Source organism: Paenibacillus sp. FSL R5-0701 (assembly GCF_037973995.1).
Classification (GTDB): domain Bacteria; phylum Bacillota; class Bacilli; order Paenibacillales; family Paenibacillaceae; genus Paenibacillus.
Window position 1 is genome coordinate 1,630,985 of sequence record NZ_CP150230.1, and the last position, 20,611, is coordinate 1,651,595.

Annotated in this window: 17 protein-coding genes and 1 riboswitch; of the genes, 14 read left to right on the forward strand and 3 right to left on the reverse strand. The window is 49.8% G+C overall.

Annotated features, from left to right (window positions below; translation table 11 throughout):
- Nucleotides 1–94 precede the first annotated feature (94 nt).
- A complete protein-coding gene (locus tag MKZ13_RS07500) occupies nucleotides 95–1,033 on the forward strand; it encodes an EamA family transporter (protein ID WP_339182970.1) in 939 nt (312 codons plus the stop codon).
- Between the two features lie 252 nt (nucleotides 1,034–1,285).
- Complete coding sequence (locus tag MKZ13_RS07505) at nucleotides 1,286–2,812, forward strand: FAD-dependent monooxygenase (protein ID WP_339182972.1); 1,527 nt, start codon at nucleotides 1,286–1,288, stop codon at nucleotides 2,810–2,812.
- 325 nt (nucleotides 2,813–3,137) lie between these two features.
- Here the strand turns inward: MKZ13_RS07505 and MKZ13_RS07510 are convergent, their stop codons facing one another.
- Together MKZ13_RS07510 and MKZ13_RS07515 are read right to left on the reverse strand one after the other, a co-directional pair.
- On the reverse strand, nucleotides 3,138–3,941 hold the full coding sequence (locus tag MKZ13_RS07510) for a Cof-type HAD-IIB family hydrolase (protein ID WP_339182974.1): 804 nt from the start codon (nucleotides 3,939–3,941) through the stop codon (nucleotides 3,138–3,140).
- A gap of 287 nt (nucleotides 3,942–4,228) precedes the next feature.
- The gene (locus tag MKZ13_RS07515) at nucleotides 4,229–5,233 is read right to left on the reverse strand and encodes a lipoate--protein ligase (protein WP_221819221.1); all 1,005 of its coding nucleotides are present in this window, start codon (nucleotides 5,231–5,233) and stop codon (nucleotides 4,229–4,231) included.
- Between the two features lie 189 nt (nucleotides 5,234–5,422).
- Here MKZ13_RS07515 and cobD point away from each other — a divergent pair, with 189 nt between their 5' ends.
- The 11 genes from cobD to MKZ13_RS07570 all read left to right on the forward strand — a co-directional run bounded on the left by cobD (nucleotide 5,423) and on the right by MKZ13_RS07570 (nucleotide 16,937).
- Complete coding sequence (gene cobD, locus MKZ13_RS07520; RefSeq protein WP_221819222.1) at nucleotides 5,423–6,574, forward strand: threonine-phosphate decarboxylase CobD; 1,152 nt, start codon at nucleotides 5,423–5,425, stop codon at nucleotides 6,572–6,574.
- Nucleotides 6,571–7,401 (forward strand): adenosylcobinamide amidohydrolase, encoded by an 831-nt coding sequence (locus tag MKZ13_RS07525; protein ID WP_339182977.1) that lies wholly within the window; start codon nucleotides 6,571–6,573, stop codon nucleotides 7,399–7,401. Before cobD ends, MKZ13_RS07525 begins: the two co-directional genes overlap by 4 nt.
- A gap of 44 nt (nucleotides 7,402–7,445) precedes the next feature.
- Nucleotides 7,446–8,426 carry an adenosylcobinamide-phosphate synthase CbiB gene (gene cbiB / locus MKZ13_RS07530; RefSeq protein ID WP_339185365.1) on the forward strand — a complete coding sequence of 327 codons (981 nt, stop codon included), beginning with the start codon at nucleotides 7,446–7,448 and terminating at the stop codon, nucleotides 8,424–8,426.
- On the forward strand, nucleotides 8,417–9,103 hold the full coding sequence (locus MKZ13_RS07535) for a histidine phosphatase family protein (protein WP_339182979.1): 687 nt from the start codon (nucleotides 8,417–8,419) through the stop codon (nucleotides 9,101–9,103). The genes cbiB and MKZ13_RS07535 overlap by 10 nt, the downstream gene beginning before the upstream one ends.
- A 178-nt stretch (nucleotides 9,104–9,281) precedes the next feature.
- A riboswitch (cobalamin riboswitch) is annotated at nucleotides 9,282–9,400 on the forward strand.
- A 405-nt stretch (nucleotides 9,401–9,805) separates the two neighbouring features.
- Complete coding sequence (locus MKZ13_RS07540) at nucleotides 9,806–10,804, forward strand: ABC transporter substrate-binding protein (protein ID WP_339182981.1); 999 nt, start codon at nucleotides 9,806–9,808, stop codon at nucleotides 10,802–10,804.
- Entirely contained in the window at nucleotides 10,801–11,847 is a 1,047-nt protein-coding gene (locus MKZ13_RS07545) for an iron chelate uptake ABC transporter family permease subunit (protein ID WP_221819228.1), read from the forward strand. Before MKZ13_RS07540 ends, MKZ13_RS07545 begins: the two co-directional genes overlap by 4 nt.
- Nucleotides 11,844–12,656, forward strand: coding sequence for an ABC transporter ATP-binding protein (locus MKZ13_RS07550; protein ID WP_339182984.1), 813 nt, complete (start codon nucleotides 11,844–11,846; stop codon nucleotides 12,654–12,656). The genes MKZ13_RS07545 and MKZ13_RS07550 overlap by 4 nt, the downstream gene beginning before the upstream one ends.
- Before the next feature lie 45 nt (nucleotides 12,657–12,701).
- Nucleotides 12,702–13,823, forward strand: coding sequence for a nicotinate-nucleotide--dimethylbenzimidazole phosphoribosyltransferase (gene cobT, locus MKZ13_RS07555; protein WP_339182986.1), 1,122 nt, complete (start codon nucleotides 12,702–12,704; stop codon nucleotides 13,821–13,823).
- Nucleotides 13,820–14,380, forward strand: a complete 561-nt coding sequence (gene cobU / locus MKZ13_RS07560) for a bifunctional adenosylcobinamide kinase/adenosylcobinamide-phosphate guanylyltransferase (protein WP_036610730.1) — start codon at nucleotides 13,820–13,822, stop codon at nucleotides 14,378–14,380. The genes cobT and cobU overlap by 4 nt, the downstream gene beginning before the upstream one ends.
- Complete coding sequence (cobS, locus tag MKZ13_RS07565; RefSeq protein WP_339182987.1) at nucleotides 14,377–15,267, forward strand: adenosylcobinamide-GDP ribazoletransferase; 891 nt, start codon at nucleotides 14,377–14,379, stop codon at nucleotides 15,265–15,267. Before cobU ends, cobS begins: the two co-directional genes overlap by 4 nt.
- Nucleotides 15,268–15,392: 125 nt before the next feature.
- Nucleotides 15,393–16,937, forward strand: a complete 1,545-nt coding sequence (locus MKZ13_RS07570; RefSeq protein ID WP_339185366.1) for a cobyric acid synthase — start codon at nucleotides 15,393–15,395, stop codon at nucleotides 16,935–16,937.
- A gap of 126 nt (nucleotides 16,938–17,063) precedes the next feature.
- Here MKZ13_RS07570 and MKZ13_RS07575 read toward each other — a convergent pair whose 3' ends face one another.
- On the reverse strand, nucleotides 17,064–18,764 hold the full coding sequence (locus MKZ13_RS07575) for a methyl-accepting chemotaxis protein (protein WP_339182988.1): 1,701 nt from the start codon (nucleotides 18,762–18,764) through the stop codon (nucleotides 17,064–17,066).
- Between the two features lie 352 nt (nucleotides 18,765–19,116).
- Here MKZ13_RS07575 and MKZ13_RS07580 point away from each other — a divergent pair, with 352 nt between their 5' ends.
- Nucleotides 19,117–20,514 carry an L-cystine transporter gene (locus MKZ13_RS07580; protein WP_237176479.1) on the forward strand — a complete coding sequence of 466 codons (1,398 nt, stop codon included), beginning with the start codon at nucleotides 19,117–19,119 and terminating at the stop codon, nucleotides 20,512–20,514.
- Nucleotides 20,515–20,611: the final 97 nt, after the last annotated feature.

The following is a 20,611-nucleotide window of genomic DNA, read 5'->3' on the forward strand; positions in this document are numbered from 1 at the left end:
TTGTAACAGTAAACGGAAGATATCTGTTCTGTTTTGTTCATTCTGTTCTGTAGACAGTGCTATATGATGGAGAACAGATGAAGGAGGGGCTAGCATGGTTGGGATCGCATTTACCGTAATGTGTCTTATTTTTGGAACAACGTTTCTGGCAATTAAAATTGGAGTGGAAGCAGGCATGCCGCCTTTTCTGTCCGCTGGACTCCGTTTTATCATTGCAGGGGCTTTGATGTTTACATGGATGTGGATGAAGGGAAAGGTCAATATTTCCCTGCTATGGCGTAAAGAAATGCTCATTACAGGTGCAGGACTGACGTTTGGTACATTTGCGACCTTATATTGGGCTGAACAATATGTGAGTTCGGGCGTTGGTGCGATTTTGTCAGCGACAGGGCCTTTGATGATTATGTTGATGCAGACGGCGCTGTTACGGCAAAAAACATCTGCCCGTATGATTACAGGCTGCCTGATCGGGTTCTCCGGTGTGGTTCTGGTTGTGTTGCCAGGTGTATCGTTTGGTGCAGGTTCCCTGTTCATGTGGGGTTGTATCGCGGTACTGGTGGGGGAGGTCTGTTATTCAGCAGGTGCCTTGTACTCCAAAAAGGTTATTCATCAGTTCAAGGAGGCTAGTCCTATAGCGATCAATGCGGTGCAGATGATGTATGGGGGACTGCTGTTATCCCTGCTCTCAGTCGGAACAGAATCGTGGAATATGTCTACTCTGGACTGGGTGCCTGCCGTCTCGTCGGTGATCTATCTGACTGTCATTGGCTCCATGGTGGGGCATAGTCTGTTCTATTGGATTATGTCGCGTACCAACCCGTTGTTTCCAGCAACATGGTTATACATTTCACCACCCATTGCCGTAGGGCTTGGTGCTGTTGTCTATGGTGAACATGTCAGCTGGGTTACGTGGATCGGTGTGGTGCTGGTCGTTTCAGGTCTGCTGGCGATGAATGAGAAGGTGAGCAGCTGGTTGAAGAAAAGAAGTCGTGCGAGGATGACAGTGCAGGCTTCCGAATCTGTTTTAAAATAGCTGGCCTTTCTCACATAACAGATCGAGTAGCTCCATCGTTAACAATTTATGAGTTCGGGTAACTCTCAAATCCACCTTTTTATCAATCATTTTCATCTACATCAGTTCCTTATTGTAGTTTAGCTATATATTATCAACACAATGATTCTTACATGATACGAGATTCCAAGTGTATATTGGTATTATAAGTAATTTTTTAATAGGGCTACAAGTGTAGATAAAATATGATGGATTAGAGAGGATGAAGTGGCGATGTCCGAAATGAAAAAAGCTGTGGTGATCGGGGCAGGTATTGCAGGGTTAATCACTGCAAGGATGTTATCTGATTATTATGATGAGGTATGTATCATTGAGCGAGATGAATTGCCTTCTGAGCCGGCAAATCGGCAGGGTGTGCCTCAATCCTTTCATCCACATCGTGTATTGCCGCGCGGCGGACTCATTCTGGAACATTACTTTCCCGGATACAATGACGAATTGGTCGCGCTTGGTGCCATTCCTTCACATGAAGAGAAGTTTATGATTGCCAATCGCTACGGTAGATTAGTTAATAAGGCGAATGCTGCTTCCTCATTCAAAATTGCATCGAGCAGCAGAGCTCTGCTGGAATGGGTACTGCGTCAGCGAGTCCAGAACATAGATCATATAAGCTTCTTAACGAGTACGGAAGTTACCGGGTTAATGGCATCAGAAGATCAGCGTTCGATTACAGGCGTGTATACCAAAATAAGAGGTCGGGATAACCGGGAAGAAATGCTTGCAGCAGATATGGTTATTGATGCCGCGGGACGTTCTTCCAAATTGATCAGATGGCTTGAACAGATAGGGTTTTCCGTGCCTGAGCCGGAAGTGCTGAAGGTGTCGCTTGGTTACAGCACCCGCTATTATAAGATACCATCCTCTATTCAAAATGAATGGGGCACGGTGATAACAGAGTCCGATCCTGTGCAAGGAATTCGTGCAGGCATGTTGTGGCGCATTGAAAATGATATCGCCGGACTGTTACTGTTCAACGCAGGGGGAGATGAATATCCTTCAACTCATCCGGATGAGTTCCAAGAGCAAATCAAACATCTGTTTGCTTCGGATGAAATCGTAGCATTGGCAGACCAGCTGGAGCCTTTTCAAGGGCCGCGGGGATACCGTATTTCCGAGTCTGTCCGTCAACATTTTGAACTCATGGAGAATTGGCCCTCCGGATTACTTGTCCTTGGCGATGCATTTTGCAGTTTCGATCCGATCCATGGCCAAGGCATGACGGTCGCTGCAATTGAAGTCGAGACCATAGCGAAATGTTTGGATGAGCAGCGAATGCATCCTGAGCCGCAGTTTGAGCGCCAAGTGTTGCTTCGTATGCAGCAGGCCATTGAACCGGCCTGGTGGCTTAGTTCTGTGGCTGATCTGCGTTGGAAAGGGGTCGAACATGTTGGGCCTTCCCGAATGAAAGGGGTTGCTTTTGCTCAGAAGTATATAAACTTGTTTACTAAGCAGGCGATGAAAAAGGCGAGTCAGGAAAATAATAAACATCTTTTTTTTACCCAGTTCCTGATGAATGCTCTAATCCTTCCTCCAAGTGAATACTTTAAAGGTGAAATCCTGAACATGATCCTGAACGACAATGGTTCCGAAGAAGAAATGGAGTTGAGAGCAGAGCTTGGTGTCCAAGATCCGGAGCTGTTCCAACAAAGAATAGATGAGATCATTCCGTCATTTCAATTGGAATTTGATGGGCAAATCAAAAAACTGCTGGAGTCTTTCCAGCATGCCATGAGCAAGTAAAACAATGAATCTTGGTGCGAAAGTAGGCAAATATGAAACGAATAATTTTAAATTTCATAGCTAGCATTGTAATCTCATTCATTGTATTTTTTATTGTTTTGTTTTTTGCAGATATCCAAGATACAAATCGTGTCATTTTATCTATGGCGATTACGATTTCATTACAATTATCCTTGATTACCGCATTGTTGCTCTCAAAACATAAAAAATAACAGAGAAATATACCTAATATAATCGTTTAAACAGGATAATGAACATATTTTTAAAATCAAAAAAACAGCCCTGTACGGCGAAATTCGCCGACTGGGCTGTTCGTTGATCTTATTTACTCTGCGTTCAGCACAAACTTCTCGATAACTTCTTTCACGCCGTCTTCGTTATTACTTGCCGTAATGTAATCCGCTAGCTCTTTCAGGGCAGGGATGGCATTCCCCATCGCTACACCAAGACCAGCAACTTCGAGCATCTCATGGTCGTTCCAGGAGTCGCCGATAGCAATACACTCGCTGAGCTGGTGACCGAAATGGTCCGCCAGGAAGGTCAGGGCATGGCCCTTAGTTCCTTCGTTGTGCATGATCTCCAGGAAGTAAGGTTTGGATTTTGTGATATGCACTTGTGGTCCGAGCAATTCACGCAGGTCAACGGCAACCTTATCCAAGTAGTCTGGCTCATCGATAATGAGCAGCTTCGGTGTCTTTTGTTCGATGACTTTGATGAAATCAGATTCGATGTAATATTGGGTGCCGTTTAATTTGGCATAATCACGCAGCTTGTCGTTTTCCTCACGGGCATATAACTTGTCGTCAATGTATGTTTGAAGGTGGAGATTGTTCTCCAGGCAGTAATCATACAATTTACGGGAAGATTCCTGTGGAACGTAGCGCTCATAGAGGACTTTTTCGTCCAGCAGGTTTTTCACCAATGCGCCTTGATACGTAATGATTGGCACGTTAAGTCCGGTTTGACGAGCAAGCGCTTGTGCGGAAGCATAAGCACGTCCAGTCGCCAGTGTTACAGTTACACCATGGGCAACCGCTTGTTCCAGTGCAGTCTGTGTAGCAGGGGTTACTTCCTTGTTATCGTTGATCAAGGTGTCATCAATGTCGATTGCGATTAATTTGTAGGTCATCTGTATTTCTCTCCTTTTTTATCTGTATCTATTTGTATCTATACCCGACTTAACTATATCAGTTCAACTAGACGTTTTACACGAGAACGGAGAGGACAGAAAAAACCGGAAGAAGCGGAGCGTTCGCCTGAAAGCTTTCTGAAAGAAAGCTACATCGGAAGCATAAGCTATCACCGGATTTTCCCTATGAAGAAGGGAATCAAAAAAATCTGGGGATAACAGCGATCGGAAGGTTATTCTGTCATCGGAGTGGCAGGTGTAAACATTCTTGGGTTGAACTTATATACCTACTCTTCCAGGAAAACAAGGCCAATAAAGTCTTCCAGTTCAAGGTTGCCGAAGTAATGTTTTACATTCAGGCCCTCAAGCGCAGTACGCACCTCGGATTCCTCATACCGCTTTCCACGCAGCATATTTTCGATATCCGCCACATCGCCTACACCGAAGAAGTCGCCAAAGATTTTGATATCTTCGATGCGTCCATCCTTGATGTTCATGCGCAGATCGATGATGCCAACAGGGAATTTGCGAGTGTGCTTCACATTGCTTTCTGGAGACAAGCCATAGTTCCAGTCCCAGTTGTTATAACGCTCAGCGGAGATTTCCTTAATTTTGTCCCAGTCCTTGTCAGTCAGCTTGTATTGCGGGACGTCCTGTGGCTCCATTCTGAAAATGTGACGTAACAGCTCATCGCGGAACTGCTCAATCGTCAGGTTGGTGTCAATCAGATCCCGTATGTTGGCGACCCGGCTGCGCACGGACTTGGTGCTCTTGGATTTGAATTTCTCGGGATTGACGTTCAGGGAAGCCTGAACATGCTCCAGATTCAGATCAAACATCAATGTGCCATGACTGAACATGCGCCCACGTGTGGAAAACTGGGCGTTGCCCGAAATTTTCTTTTCGCCGACTTGCAGATCATTACGCCCGGTCAACTCGGCATTTACACCAAGCTCGTGCAGTGCTTCGACCACAGGCTGGGTGAACTTGCGGAAATTGTGGAAGGATTGACCGTCATCCGCTGTAATAAAGCTGAAATTCAGGTTGCCCAGATCGTGATATACCGCTCCGCCTCCCGAAAGACGACGAACGACCTGCACACCGTTATCCTGAACGTACTCGATATTAATTTCTTCAATCGTATTTTGATGTTTTCCGATGATGATCGACGGACGGTTGATGTAGAACAGCAGATAGCTGTCATCCTCCATCGGCAGATGCTTCAGAATGTACTCCTCAATGGCAAGGTTTACAGAAGGATCTGTAATGCCCTGGTTGTCTACAAACAGCATGGTCATTCCTCCATTAATGTATGTGAGGGATTGCTAGTCCCTTATGTAGTGAACCTTGTATATCAAAAGGAACCGAAATTCCTCTTCTATTGTAAACGAATTATGGTTGGGACACAAAGAAAACAGGATTGACCCACACCTCCCGTGCCATCCATAATAAAAAGGACATACAGAAAGGATGACGGAAGAATGACCGGTTATATCGAAGTGTTCGGACATGGCGGGGACGTGGAGACGGCTGCGTCACGATTTGGGAGGGAAGCTACTGATTTTCTGGATTTCAGTGCCAACATTAATCCGCTCGGTCCGCCGGGAGGGGTGCTGGAGGCTATACAGCAAGGATTGCAGTCGGTGATTCGGTATCCCGATCCGGCGCATCGGGGATTCAAAGCACTGCTGAGCGAGCGTCTTGGTGTGATGCAGGAGCAGATTTCCGTGGGCAACGGTGCAGCCGAAAGCATGGCGCTCATTCTGCTGGGGCTTGCCCCGCGCAAGGTGGGTACGGTGGAACCGGGATTCTCCGAGTACCGCGCGTTGGCAAGACAATTCGGTGCCGAGGTTGTGCATACGGAGGGAAGAGAAGAACTGGCGTGGCGAGCGGAACCCGAGGACATCGAGCAGCTCATGGAAAAGGTAGACCTGCTCTTCCTTGGCCAGCCCAACAATCCAAACGGTGTACAATATCCACTTGAGGTATTACAAAGGCTTGCCCGCAAAGCGGAAGAAACGGGAACCGTACTTGTCATTGACGAGGCCTTTATGGATTTTATTCCGGTAGACCGGCGTCAGTCCCTGGCAGCACAACTGAATGACTATCCTAATGTGATCATCATTCGCTCGATGACAAAGTTTTATGCCATTCCGGGCTTGCGTCTCGGATATGCTCTGGGCCGTGCCGAATACATTCAGGCGATGACAAAGAAACAGGTGACCTGGAGTGTCAACGGTCTGGCGCTCATGGCAGGTGAAGCCTGTCTGCGCAGCGGAGAACGGTACGAACAGGAGACCATATCACAGATCACGGGGGAACGGGGTCATCTCATCGCAGGACTGAAGGCGTACGGATGTGCGGTGACACCGGGAGAGGCGAATTTTATTTTGGCACGTGTGCCGGCCCCTTGGACAGCGGCATCAATGCAGGAGGCGCTGGGTAGAAGAGGTATACTGATTCGCAGCTGTGCCATGTATCAGGGGCTTGACAAAGGGCATGTACGTTTCGCGGTCAAGGATGCAGATGCCAATGCTACATTACTGGAAGTGCTGGGCAGCGTGCTGGAAATCAAGGGATATCCGAATGTTGATCAGACGAAAGATGAGGAACAGGGAGGGGAGCGGCAGTGACACTCCCGTTTTATAACTACTTTGCGAATGGAGAAACAGGTGAGAATAAATATGCGGCCACTTCCTGGCCTGGACTGAACATATCTGCACATGAACGACATATCAAAGCACAGAGCCCAAGGGCTGCCCAAGCGCTGTCAAGTGCAGTATATGGCGGCGGGATGCTTGAACTGGATCGCATATTTAACATCTATGTGGACAGGCATTACCGCTGTGATGATCCGCCACGTGATATCGAACAAGCGCTGAACCAATGGCAAGAGCCGCGGGATCAATGTGCCGGATTATTGACGGCCGTAAGACTGGAGCATACCTCCATTCAGGAATATACAAGTGATGAATTTGGTCTTCTGTGCTGCACCACTGCGGGTGTATCAAATGCCGCACGCGCGGGGTCGGAGAGAACGGTATTTGATACGGCGGGAAATAAGACGATGTCTTCCGGCCGGGAGCGCTCTGATCCTTCAGCACAGAATCTAACGTTGCCACCCTATGTCCCGGGTACAATTAACACCATGCTCTGGTTGAATGGACGCATGACCACCGGGGCGATGGTGAATGCGGTACAGACGGCGGTGGAAGCCAAAGCGGCAGCGCTGGCGGATGCGGGTGTTCCGGATTCGGAGAACGGGTTGCCCGCCACCGGCACCACAACCGATGCCATTGTGTTTGCGGTACGTCAGGCAGTGGAGGAACCTCAGCCGATGATCACTTATGCCGGAACAGCGACTACGGCAGGGGCAACGATTGGCAGATTGGTATACGACACGGTGACGGAAAGCCTTCGGGCCGGACTGTTATGGAAAGAGAGGATCAGGCACAAATGACTTTTGATGTGGAGCATCTATGGACCTGGCCGTTCTGGACAGGCATGGCGGGAGCCTGGATTATTATACTTGCGTACCTGTTGGACCGATGTATCGGAGATCCACGCTGGATTCCCCACCCGGTCATTGGCATGGGAAAAGGCATCTCGGCGTTGGAGCGTGTCATTCGCTCGCGTGTGCGCACAGATTCGGGGCTGAAGAGAGCCGGGCTGTTATTCCCGATGGTGATCGCGGGGAGTTCTTTTGCCATCACGTGGGGACTCGTATATATGCTTGGGCTGATTCATCCTGTCATTGCAGCGGCAGCTGAAGTGGTGCTCATTGCAACAACCGTTGCTTCAAAAGGGCTGAAGGATGCAGGTATGGAAGTGTATCGTCATCTGAAGCAGCAGGATTGGCCGGCGGCCAGAACTTCACTGAGCATGATTGTTGGGCGTGATACGGCTCATCTGGATGAACCGGAGGTTGTGCGGGGAACGGTAGAGACGGTGGCCGAAAATATCGTGGATGCCATTGTATCCCCGTTATTCTATGCGCTCATTGGAGGCGCTCCGCTTGCCATGGCTTATCGTGCCGTCAACACGCTGGATTCCATGGTCGGATATAAAAATGACAAGTATCTGCATCTTGGCTGGGCCTCGGCCCGTCTGGATGATGTGGCGAACTGGATACCTGCCCGGCTGACCGCGATTCTGTTAATCGTGGGTGCCTGGGTCATGAAGCTGGACGCCAAAGGAGCAGCACGCATGGTTGCACGGGATGCAAGATTACATCCAAGTCCGAATAGCGGTTTTCCCGAATCAGCGGTGGCTGGAGCACTGGGCATCCGGCTTGGCGGACATAACGTGTATCACGGAGTTGCTTCATTTCGTGCCTACATGGGTGAAGCCACACGGCCGATGGAAGCCGAGGATATTGTGCAAACGTCACGCCTGATGTTCTGGTCGGCAGGGGCTTTTGTGGTACTATGCTTGTTCATAACGCTGGGTGTGTGGCTGGCAGGAGGTAGGCTGCTATGGTCATAAATGAAGGAAATGCAGGCAATGAAGTACATATGAATCAGCCTGGGCCGCTGAAACGAAACATTCTGTGGGTCCGTCATGGGACAACGCTGTGGAATGTGGAAAAAAGATATCTGGGGCATACCGACATCGGTCTGCTGCCAAATGCCAAAGAAGAGCTGGCTCCGCTTCATGAACAATTAAGCGGTGTTTCGTGGAATGAGGTATATTGCAGTGATCTGCTACGCTGCCGACAGACGCTGGAACAGATTCTTCCTGATGCCAGCGGACAGGTGAAGTTCGACTCGCGCCTGCGCGAGAATGATTTTGGACAGTGGGAAGGGCTGACGTATGATCAGCTTAAGGATAAACCTGTGTACCGAAACTGGATTGATACCCCGCAGGAGGTCACTCCGCCCGGCGGGGAATCATGGCAGGAGTTTACCAGACGGTTGGATTCCTTTCTCCAAGAGATGTTGTTGGAGGATCGTCCTTCGATGCACGTTGATGAGGGGCAAGTGCCAACCATAGTTGTGGTCACACATGGTGGTGTCATCCGGTATGCCTTGTCCCGTCTGATTGCCGGGCTTGGGTTCTGGGATACACATGTCGTACCGGGACAGGCGATTCAGGTTCAGCTTGATCAACAGGGGAATCAGTGGTCTGGCAGCAGAGTGGCTTTTCCGCCGATCGGGTTGTAAGGATGTACAATATACCCTATAATCACAACAGAAGTGTGACTTCAGCATGGATACAGATACGCTGCAGGATGTGAAGCCTGAAGGAGTATGCAGCATGCAGAAGTTACACGGCAATGGTTTACCATATCAGCGACCAAGGGTCCCGCGTGTGAAGGCTGTTTTCATGGCAGATTAGTATGAGTCATGAACACACAAGGGTGAAATGGGGAAGCCGGTGCAAATCCGGCACGGTCCCGCCACTGTAAAACAGGATGATTCCTGTAAGTCAGGTTACCTGCCCTGGACGTACAAACCGGTGTTCCTTCGAGGAAAGGACAGCGTTTCGGGCTATTCTATGCGCATGGACAACCCTTGGTTGAACATGTACAGATCGCCATATGCGAGACGTCATCCCTGATCCTGGACGTATGGATTGGGGATTTTTTATTGTTCATGTAAAAAAACCGAACTTTTACACGTTAACGAAGAGTGCAGAACCGATCTGAAGAAACGGAGTGTTCGCCTTTATCCCCGGATTTTCCCTTTCGAAAAGGGAATCAAAAAAATCTGGGGATAACTGCGATCGGAAGATGGTACTGCAATCGGAGTGGACTTGTGTAAAATGGATGGGTTTTACTTGTACAGGAACACCAAGACATGGGGAATAAGGGTTCGAGCACGATGCAAGAAAATAGTACAAATAGAGAAGGGGAGAATAACAGAATGAATTTCAAAAATTGGAAAAACGTAGCGTCCCTGCTAAGTGCAGCGGCACTTGCACTGGCTTTGGCCGGATGTGGCAATGCAACAACAAACGAGGGCACAGGTACTTCACAGCAACCGGCACAGGAGCAGTCCCAAGGCCAGACGCAGACGGACCTCAAAACACAATATCCACTGACGATTACGGATGCGACGGGGGAGTCTTTCACATTTGAAAAGGCACCAGCCAAAATTGTATCTGTGTCTCCAGCTGAGACGGAATCCCTGTTTGCCCTCGGACTGGACAATGAGATTATTGGTGTATCCGATTATGACGATTACCCGGAAGCAGCAAAAACCAAAGCGAAAATGGGTGGCATTAACAAGCCAAATGAAGAAACGGTTATTGCAGCAGATGCGGACATCGTGTTCACAGGTATTTCAATGAGCGAGGATGCGGTGAAAAAGCTGCGTGATTTGGGTATTACCATATTCAAAACGGATCCCAAATCCATCGACGATGTCATGAGTAATATCGAAACGTTCGGTAAAATTACCGATCATCAGGAGCAGGCACAGAAGTTAATCACACAGATGAAGCAGGATGTAACGGATGTGACGGAAGCGGTGAAAGCCGTTAAACCGGAGGAAAAGAAAAAAGTATATATTGAGTTCTCCCCAGGTTGGACCGTAGGTAAGGGTGAGTTCATGGATGAGTTGATCACCGTAGCCGGCGGTACCAATATTGCTTCGGACAAAGAGGGCTGGTATGAAATTAATGAAGAAAACGTGATTGCCTCCAACCCGGATGTGATCTTGTATGCCAATGATGTAATTGACGAAAACTCCAAAACACTGGATCAGATCATCAAGGCGCGCAGCGGCTGGGATCAAATTACGGCTGTGAAAAATGACGCGGTTATTGGCCTGGATGCCAACCTGCTGAGCCGTCCGGGTCCACGTGTAACTCAAGGGTTGAAAGAAGTAGCCAAAGCGATCTACCCTGACTTGTTCCAATGAGTAAAAAGCTGATCCTGTTCGGAACGACGGGCATGGTGCTGCTGGTGCTCACCGTGCTCATCTGCACGGGCATTGGTTCAGTAGCGTTGCCGATCCGGGATATTGCAGGCATCCTGATTCACAAAATCCCCTGGGTGGGCGATTGGATTACACCGGATTGGAATAAGGCAGCCGAACAGATTATCTGGAAAGTCAGATTCCCACGTGTACTGCTCGCCGTGCTCGTGGGCGCATCGTTGGCGATTGCCGGTGCGGGATTCCAGGGGGTTCTTCGGAACCCGCTGGCAGACCCGTTCACGCTTGGTGTATCATCCGGTGCTTCGGTGGGTGCAGCCTTTCTGATTTTCTTCGGATTGCAGTATGCACTGATTGGGATCTGGACGTTGCCTTTGATTGCGTTTTTGACGGGTGTAATCACGTTATGGTTTGTTATGGCACTGGCTCGTGAAGGGCGTAAAATACCTACACATAGCCTCATTCTGGCTGGTGTGGTCATGCAAAGTTTCCTGGGCGCAGTTGTTTCCTTCCTGTCGACCATGTCGAAACAGACGATTAATGAAATTATATACTGGACGATGGGAAGTCTGGCTCTGCGTGGGTGGTCGTATACGGCCATCCTTTTCCCGTATTTTCTGTTAGGGCTGGTCTTTCTCTGGAGCCGCGCACGCTCGTTGAATGTGCTTGCACTGGGAGAACGTCAAGCCGCACATATCGGGATCGGAGTGGACAAGCTCAAGCTGTCAGTGCTAGCAGTTGGCACACTGCTGACCGCAGGTGCTGTCTCGGTATCGGGTGTCATCGGATTCGTTGGGTTGGTGATCCCGCATATGTTGCGGCTGCTGGTGGGGCCGGATTACCGACTGCTGGTACCTTTGTCTGCCATTGGTGGAGCGATCTTCATGGTGTGGGCCGATACCATCGCAAGATCGTTGTTGGCGCCAACTGAAATTCCGCTTGGTGTCGTCACCGCCTTTGTTGGTGCGCCGTTCTTTGCTTACCTGCTGCACCGGAACAAAAAGTTGCAGAAGGGGATGATGCCATGAATTCCAGTAACAGTTCCAACTCGACTTCACTTATCTCCATTAAGGGAGCAGGGAAGTCATATGGCAATCATCAGGCACTGCGCAATGTAGACTGGCATGTTGGCGAAGGTGACTGGTGGGGAGTTGTCGGACCAAACGGCAGCGGCAAGTCCACCTTGATTCAGCTTATTGCCGGAACGGAACAGTTAAGCGAAGGTCAGATCCATATTGATGGTCGAGACATCGGCTCTTACAGCCGTAAGGACCTGTCGCGCATGATCGCTGTATTGCAGCAGGATGGCTTGCCAGCTATCTCCTATCCCGTGCGAGACGTGGTGGAGATGGGGCGATATCCGTACCAGAACTGGCTGGGGCGGGAAACGGGTGATGGGGCACTTGTGGTGGACAGGGTGCTCGAAGACCTGGGATTGACAGAGCTGGCGGACAGACCGCTGGACGCACTCAGTGGCGGGCAACGGCAGCGGGTCGCACTAGCCAAAGTTATGGCTCAGGAGCCGAGGTTACTGCTACTGGACGAGCCGACTACGTTTCTGGATATTAAATATCAATTGCAATTCATGGAATTGTTATCGGCATGGCGACAGAGGACTAACATTACAATTGTGGCTGTGCTGCATGATCTGAATCTGGCCGCATTATTTTGCGATCACATTCTGGCGCTGCGTGAGGGATTGACGGTTGGAAAGGGCACGCCTCATACGTTGATCAACGATGAGAACATCCAGGACATATTTCGCGTCAAACCCGCGATTGTCTCCCATCCCGACCATGCCATACCTCAACTGCTGCTGCGGCGGGACATCGATTAAATGAAGCGGGGCAACCCATATTTTGATGAAGGAAGTGCTGGTTGTATGAATAATGAACAGGTGTTGGAGCATTTAACAAGTAAGATTACTGCTCCTGATCAGGAAGTCGCGGCAGAAACCTCTGCGCATGTGGATTCGTTGACGAAGCCGCCCGGGAGCCTGGGCAAATTGGAAGAGCTGGTGATCCGCCTGGCAGGCATGACGGGCAATGCACGTCCGCGTTTTGATCACAGAGCGGTCATTGTCATGGCCGCAGATCACGGCGTAGTGGAAGAGGGCATCAGTGCTTTTCCTGCTGAAGTGACCCCGCAGATGGTCCTGAATTTCCTTGCTGGAGGCGCTGCGGTGAATGTGCTTGCTCGTCACGCCGTAGCTGATGTGATCTGTGTGGATATCGGTGTGAATGCCGATCTGGAACATCCGGGCCTGCTTTCCCGTAAAATTCGCAAAGGCACGGCCAACATGGCCCGAGGTGCAGCGATGACCCGGGATGAGGCAGTTCGGGCCATCCTTGCAGGAGCCGAAGTTGTAGCGGCAGAGGTGGCGAAGGGAACACAGCTGTTTGTCACCGGGGAGATGGGAATTGGCAACACTACTGCAAGTGCTGCGGTAATGAGCGCGTTAACCGGAGTTGCACCAGCTGCCGCCGTGGGGCGAGGAACCGGCATTGATGATGCAGGCTTGCAGCGCAAGGCTGCTGTAGTCAGCCGGGCGCTTAGCGTAAACACACCGAACCCGGAAGATGCACTGGATGTTCTGTGCAAGGTGGGTGGACTGGAGATTGCCGGACTCACAGGGGTTATTCTCGCAGCAGCTGCTCATCGTTGCCCGGTCGTTGTAGATGGGTTCATCTCTACCGCGGCAGCGCTGGTGGCGAGACAACTTGCACCTCTGAGCACAGCCTATATGATCGCTTCTCATACGTCACACGAAAATGGACATGGAGCGCTGCTGCGTGAACTGGACCTGAAAGCGATGCTGGATCTGGACATGCGTCTGGGTGAAGGCACAGGCGGCGTGCTCAGTCTTCATCTGATTGACGCAGCATGTCTCATTCTGAACGAGATGGCGACTTTTGCAAGCGCGGGTGTCTCGGACGGGGCAAGCCATGCTTCGGACTCCGCTGCGTCGGTTGATTCATCCCTGCAAGGAGAGAGTTCTCGATGAGCGTACTGGTGACAGGCGGCGCACGCAGTGGCAAAAGCTCCTTTGCCGAGCGTCTCTGCATGCAGCGTTCCTCGGAGGCCTGGTATGTGGCGACAGCTCAGGCGTACGATGATGAAATGCGTGAGCGCATCGCCATGCATCAGCATCAGCGGGAGGCATCAGGGTATCTGTGGCATACAACAGAAGAGCCGATACATCTACCTGCTTTGATAAGCCGTATGGGTGAAGGGCATACAGGGACTTCTGCACCCACCATTCTGGTGGATTGCCTGACGCTGTGGCTGACAAATGTTTTGTTAGCGCATGAGCATGACGAGAAGCAGGTGTTACAGGGACATTTGGATGCGCTGGTTGAAGCGATTCGAACCTATCCCGGGTTACTTGTTCTGGTTACGAATGAAGTGGGGGACGGGATCGTACCGGAATATGCCCTTGGCAGGAAATATCGGGATTTGGCCGGTGTACTGAATCAGCGTATTGCGGCGATATGCGGTGAAGTGTTTCTGGTGACCGTAGGTATTGCGATTGAACTAAAAAGCAAGGAGTACCGCTTATGAAGGATGGCACGCCTGCTCCTCAGCGCAAACATGCGGCGGCAGCCGCTTTTCAATTTTTGTCCCGTTTCCCTGTCAAAATGCAAATCGATTTTGTCCCGCCACTGCTGCGGGAAAGTGTAGTCTTTTATCCGCTGGTCGGTGCAGCGATTGGTCTGTGTGTCTGGCTCGCGGGAGCCTTAAGTGGTGCAGTGCTTCCGGCCTTTCCGGCTGCCGTCCTGACCCTGACGTTATGGGTATGGCTAACCGGAGGGCTCCATCTTGACGGATGGATGGATACGGCGGATGGCTTGCTCAGTTATCGTACCCGTGAACGGATGCTGGAGATTATGAAGGACAGCCGTGTCGGGGCAATGGGCGTGATCGCCTGCGTGTTGCTTCTGATGATGAAGGCTGCGCTGATCGCCGATTTTATTGCCCAGGGCCACTGGGTGTACGGTGCGCTGCTGATCCTGCCCATGATCTGGAGCCGCTGGTTCATGGTGTATGCGATGTCGGCCTGGCCGAATGCGCGCGAAGATGATGGACTTGCCGTATTGTTCCAAGGTCTGGGTGAGCGGAAGGAGGTCCAGCGTGCACGAAGTTCAGCTGTGGGCCTGACCTTAATCGCAGGGGCAATTACGTTTGCCGCGGTGTGGCTTTTCAAGCCGGATATGGGGATTGCGGATGCGATGGTGAGTGGTCTGGGTACACTGCCATGGTGGCTATACCCGGTGGCGGCAGTAATTATACTGCCTGTAGCGTGTTATTATATCGGCCGATTCGTGGCTACCCGGATCAGTGAACGGCTCGGCGGTTTAACCGGGGATACGTATGGTGCTATGAATGAGTTGCTGGAGGCGGCATTGTTAATCGTGCTGAGTGTGCTTCAAGGACTGTTCTGGCTGTAACTTTTGAAGTATGAAGCAGTATGAAAGTGTTACGCATGAGGTTGGGAGCAAGGTGATCTGGAGATAACACGGAGACAGGGGGAGAGAGCGTGGAGAATAGGCCATCACAACCAGCGGCGGTACTGATGCTGCAAGGAACGGCTTCCGATGTAGGCAAAAGTGTCATCACAACGGCATTGTGCCGGATTTTTAAGCAGGATGGCTTCAAGCCTGCTCCGTTCAAGTCACAGAATATGGCACTGAATTCCTATGTGACAGAAGATGGCAAGGAGATTGGTCGGGCTCAGGGGGCACAAGCTGAAGCCTGCGGTATTGAGGCGACAACCGATATGAACCCAATCCTGATCAAGCCGGTGCGGGACATGCATTCGCAGATCGTGGTTCACGGTGTACCTTTTGCCCAGATGAGTGCATCGGACTACCGTCAGCATTTCCTGCCTCAAGCAAAGCAGACGGTGATGGATGCGTTGAACCGGCTGCGGGATACCTATGATATTGTGCTGATGGAAGGAGCGGGCAGTCCGGCCGAGATCAATCTGAAGGATCGGGATATCGTCAACATGAATCTTGCAGGTTGGGCCGATGCACCGGTGATTCTGATCTCCGATATTGATCGGGGCGGGGTGTTTGCTTCCATTGTAGGTACGCTGGAGCTGCTGGAACCCCATGAGGTGGCGCGTGTCAAAGGGTTCATTATCAATAAGTTCCGCGGTGATCTGTCCCTGTTGCAACCAGGACTCGACTGGCTCGAAGAACGGACAGGCATTCCAGTATTAGGGGTTTTGCCTTACATAAGAGATATTCAGATTGAAGCAGAGGATTCGGTGGTGCTGGACTCCATGCGTCATGGTAAATCCGGCAAAACCGAGCTGGATCTGGCGGTGATCCGATATCCGCGAATTTCCAACTTTACAGACTTTGACGCACTTTCCCGTGAACCGGATGTGAATGTACGGTACGTGACCTCGCCAGAGGAATTGGGCAGTCCGGATGCCATTCTTCTACCGGGTACAAAGGATACCATAGGTGACCTGGCATATCTGCGTGAGTCTGGGCTGGAGCAGGCGATTGCCAGTCAGACCGAGCGTGAGCATGTTCAGCTGGTAGGAATATGTGGCGGATACCAGATGCTGGGACGTCATCTGAAGGACCCGTTTGCTGTGGAGGCGAATCAGATCCAGGAAGCGACGGGACTGGGCTGGCTTCCTTTATCCACAACGTTTCTTCAGGAAAAGCAGACAGTCAGGGCTTCCGGACGAGTGCAACCTCAGAATCCGATTCGGCTGTATGGTGAACCAGATGTGGAGGTATCTCCATTACCCATTAACGGATATGAGATTCATATGGGTGTTACGGAGTGCCACGAGCCTGAACGGGTAACCGCGTTGTTTGAAATCTCACATCCAGGTGGTCAACCTTTCCAAGAAGGCTGGGGCTCAGTAGATGGCAGCGTGTGGGGAACCTACCTGCATGGTTTGTTTGAAAGTGATCAATTCCGACGTTCGTGGCTGAATGCCTTGCGTGAAGGAAAGGGACTGGCTCCACTTCAGGAGACGTATAGTGCGCATGAACGTAAGGAGATGGAGTTCGATCGGGTAGCCGAATCGTTGCGTTCGGCATTGGATATGAAGCGCGTGTACGAGATTATGGGTGTTCAGGCACCCGAGTGAAACAACAATACCCCCATGTCCGACTAACCGTTCTCTAGAAACGGAATGTTAGCGACATGGGGGTATTGTATATCCTATGATTAGATGAGGTTTAAAACAGGTGATGATAGGTTAATGGTTAACCTGTTAGTTTATTTTGAAATTTTTCATGGCGGATTGAAGCTCTACAGCTTGTTCATGCAGATGACGAACTGTATTCGAATGGGAATCCATCTCGCTAAGCTGAAGATCTGCTGTTGAAGCAATCTGTAACATGCTCTCACGGGATTTGGTCGTAATCTGTGCCGTTTCTTCAACGGATGCACTCACTTCTTCAGCACCAGCAGATACTTGTTGTGTAGAAGCCGAGACAGTCTGAATGGTCAGATTCACGTTCTGAATCAATTCATTCAGTTGCTGGAAGGCTGAGCCTGCTTGTTGAACGACAGTTGTGCCTGAACCAATCTCCTGGGTTACACGGTTCATGGCATCAACCGAGCGTTCAGCATCTTCACGAATGGTACCCAGATAATCCGATATTTCTTCCGTGGCTGTCTTGGATTGCTCGGCAAGTTTACGAACTTCTCCAGCAACAACAGCGAATCCTCGGCCATGCTCTCCGGCACGTGCTGCTTCGATGGAGGCATTGAGTGACAGCATGTTAATCTGTTTGGTGATTTCAAAAATGGAAGCAACAATGGTGCCGATGGCTACCGAACGTTCATTCATAGTTTCGACATAACGCAACGATTCGCTTGCAGTCTGGCCTACACGCTCCATCTGCTCAATGGCATTCTGAGCCAGGCGGTTACCGTTAACTGCCTCGTTGGCTGCTTCACCAATCTGGTCAGACACTTCAGCAGAAGAAGAAGCAATATGCATGATACCTTGCGTAATTTCTTCCATAGCTCTGGCGTTCTCGGATGCGCTTGATGCAATGCTGATGCTACCTTTTTCTGCATCTTCTGCAGAGCGGCTGGAGTTTCGAACCATACCGGACATCGATTCAACCCGCTGAAGCAGGTCATTGGAGCCTGATACAACTTCATTGGAAGTGGACAAGGCACGGCTAATCATTTCTTTCAGGTTATGCGTCATCGTCTGGAAGCTTGCGGCAAGCTGGGCAATTTCATCCTTACCTTTGATCTCTAGTTTAGCGGTCAGATCACCTTGGGATATTTGTTTGCTATGTTGGACGAGCTTGATGATTGGTTTGGTAACTCTTTTGATCATACTAGTGGAGATAAGCCAGCCGAGCACAAACACTAATGCTGTAATCCCCAGACACAACCAGAAAATCTGGGTAATCTTGTCTTGAATGAACTGGGCATCCATGCTCACAGCCATAATCATGTTACTTCCTGCAATGGGGATAAAGGCTGCTTTATGTACACCAAAGGAATCGGAGTAGACCTCACTGATTACCATTTCTTTGTTCTCAATAGCTGCATTCATTGCAGGTTCTACACTAATCTCATCCTGGGCTTTCATGCCTGAGGAAGAGTTGGCCACAACCACTTTGGCTGAGCCATCTTGAATAGCAACAACGTAAGCAGCATCCAGATTATGTTCTTTTGCTTTATCTGCCAGATACGATTCCACGGTCATGGCAGCACCTTCAGAACCGGCTCCGCCACTCTGTACCTGTAGGATTTTGGAAGCTGAAGTATTTTTGTATATATCCTGAATGGACGTGTTTAGGACTTTGTCAAACTGCGGGAGCACGTAGCTTTGAATAATATTCATCGAAACGGCGTAGAAACTGATACTGAACAACAGGGAAGCAACCAGCAGAACGAGGAATAAGGTGCCTCTGATTTTACCGGCAACGGTGCGATTACGAAACATATGATCATCCTTTCACGTCAAGTTCATTAACATTGTCGCTTTTCCGTATTCATAAGACCTATCTACCAATGAAGAAAGACCTAAATTATACATTGAGAAAACTTGGGAATAAGCGGATATACCTATATTACAAAATTAACCGGAGGTTGAATAGAACAATTTTCACGATTTGGTGTATTTTTTTCAGAAATACATGAATCTATTACATGCATATTACATAATATCAATTAATACCTACCAGAATAGTTTGTTATATGTTATATTGTAAAATGTCTTTGTCGGAAGTACAAAAGATAGAAGAGAAAACCGGATATGTTCCGGTTACACACATGCCTGAGGAGGATTTAAAGAAATGGATACTTTTCTAGTCATATTGAATGTAGTGGTTATGCTTGTTTTACTTGGCATCCTCTACTGGATGCAGAAAAAGCATATCTCCTTTACGAAACGCGTATTTGCGGGTCTGGGACTGGGGATTGTTTACGGGGTTATTCTTCAATTGGTGTACACATCAGGCTCTGATGTAGTTACAAAATCAGTCGATTGGTTCAATCTGGTCGGTTCAGGATATGTTCGTTTGTTACAAATGGTTGTGATCCCATTAATCATGGTGTCGATCATCTCAGCCATTATGAATCTGAAGGGCAAGCAAAATCTCGGCAAGATGAGTGTTTCCATTATTGCCATTCTGTTGATCACCACAGCGATTGCCGCAGGTGTCAGCATTGTAACGAGCCTTGGCTTTAACCTGACTTCCATTGAGATTCAAGGAGGAGACCGGGAGAATGCGCAGATTCAGAAGGTGGAGGAACGGCTTGTTGATGTGAAGGATCAGACAATCCCGCAGCAAGTGCTGGAATTCATTCCTTCGAATCCATTTGCAGATATGACAGGAGAACGTCGTACATCCACACTGGCGGTGGTTATCTTCTCCGCGTTCATCGGTGTAGCCGTACTTGGACTGGATCGCAAAAAACCTCAGCAGGCGGAGACGTTCCGCGGTATGGTTAATGCGGTATATGCGGTGGTTATGCGAATTGTTACGCTGGTGCTGAGGCTTACGCCTTACGGGATTCTAGCACTGATTACAAAGGTAACGGCGACAACCAATGCGGAAGAGATATTAAAGCTCATCAAATTCGTCATTGCGTCCTACGTGGCCCTCATCGTGATGTTTATTATTCACCTGATCATTATCTCGCTGTCCGGGTTCAACCCGATTACGTATTTGAAGAAGGTGCTGCCAACACTGGTATTTGCCTTCACATCCCGTTCAAGTGCAGCAGCGATCCCGCTGAATGTGGAGACACAGACGAAGAAACTCGGCGTATCGGACGGCATTGCGAACCTGTCTGCAAGCTTTGGTGCTACGATTGGGCAAAACGGCTGCGCCGGGATCTATCCGGCCATGCTGGCGGTGATGATTGCTCCGACGGTCGGCATCGACCCGCTGAGCTGGGACTTCATTGTGACTTTGATCCTCGTAGTCATGATCAGTTCGTTTGGTGTGGCTGGCGTTGGCGGCGGGGCAACCTTCGCTTCCCTGATCGTATTGTCCACCATGAATCTGCCTGTGGCTCTGGTTGGACTGCTCATTTCCGTGGAGCCGCTGATCGACATGGGCCGTACAGCGCTTAACGTGAACGGGTCCATGACTTCTGGACTTGTAACCAGCAAAATTTTGAAAGAAAACGATCGGGACACGTTTAACGATCAGAGCCGTGAGCTGGATTCTGCGGCTCAGGCTTAATTACAGAATGGATTAGATAGAAACTCACATTAAGATAGCTAGAGCCGTCTACAAATCAAGTGAGAAAAGCCGTCCTTCGGAGGAATCCTGGTCATAC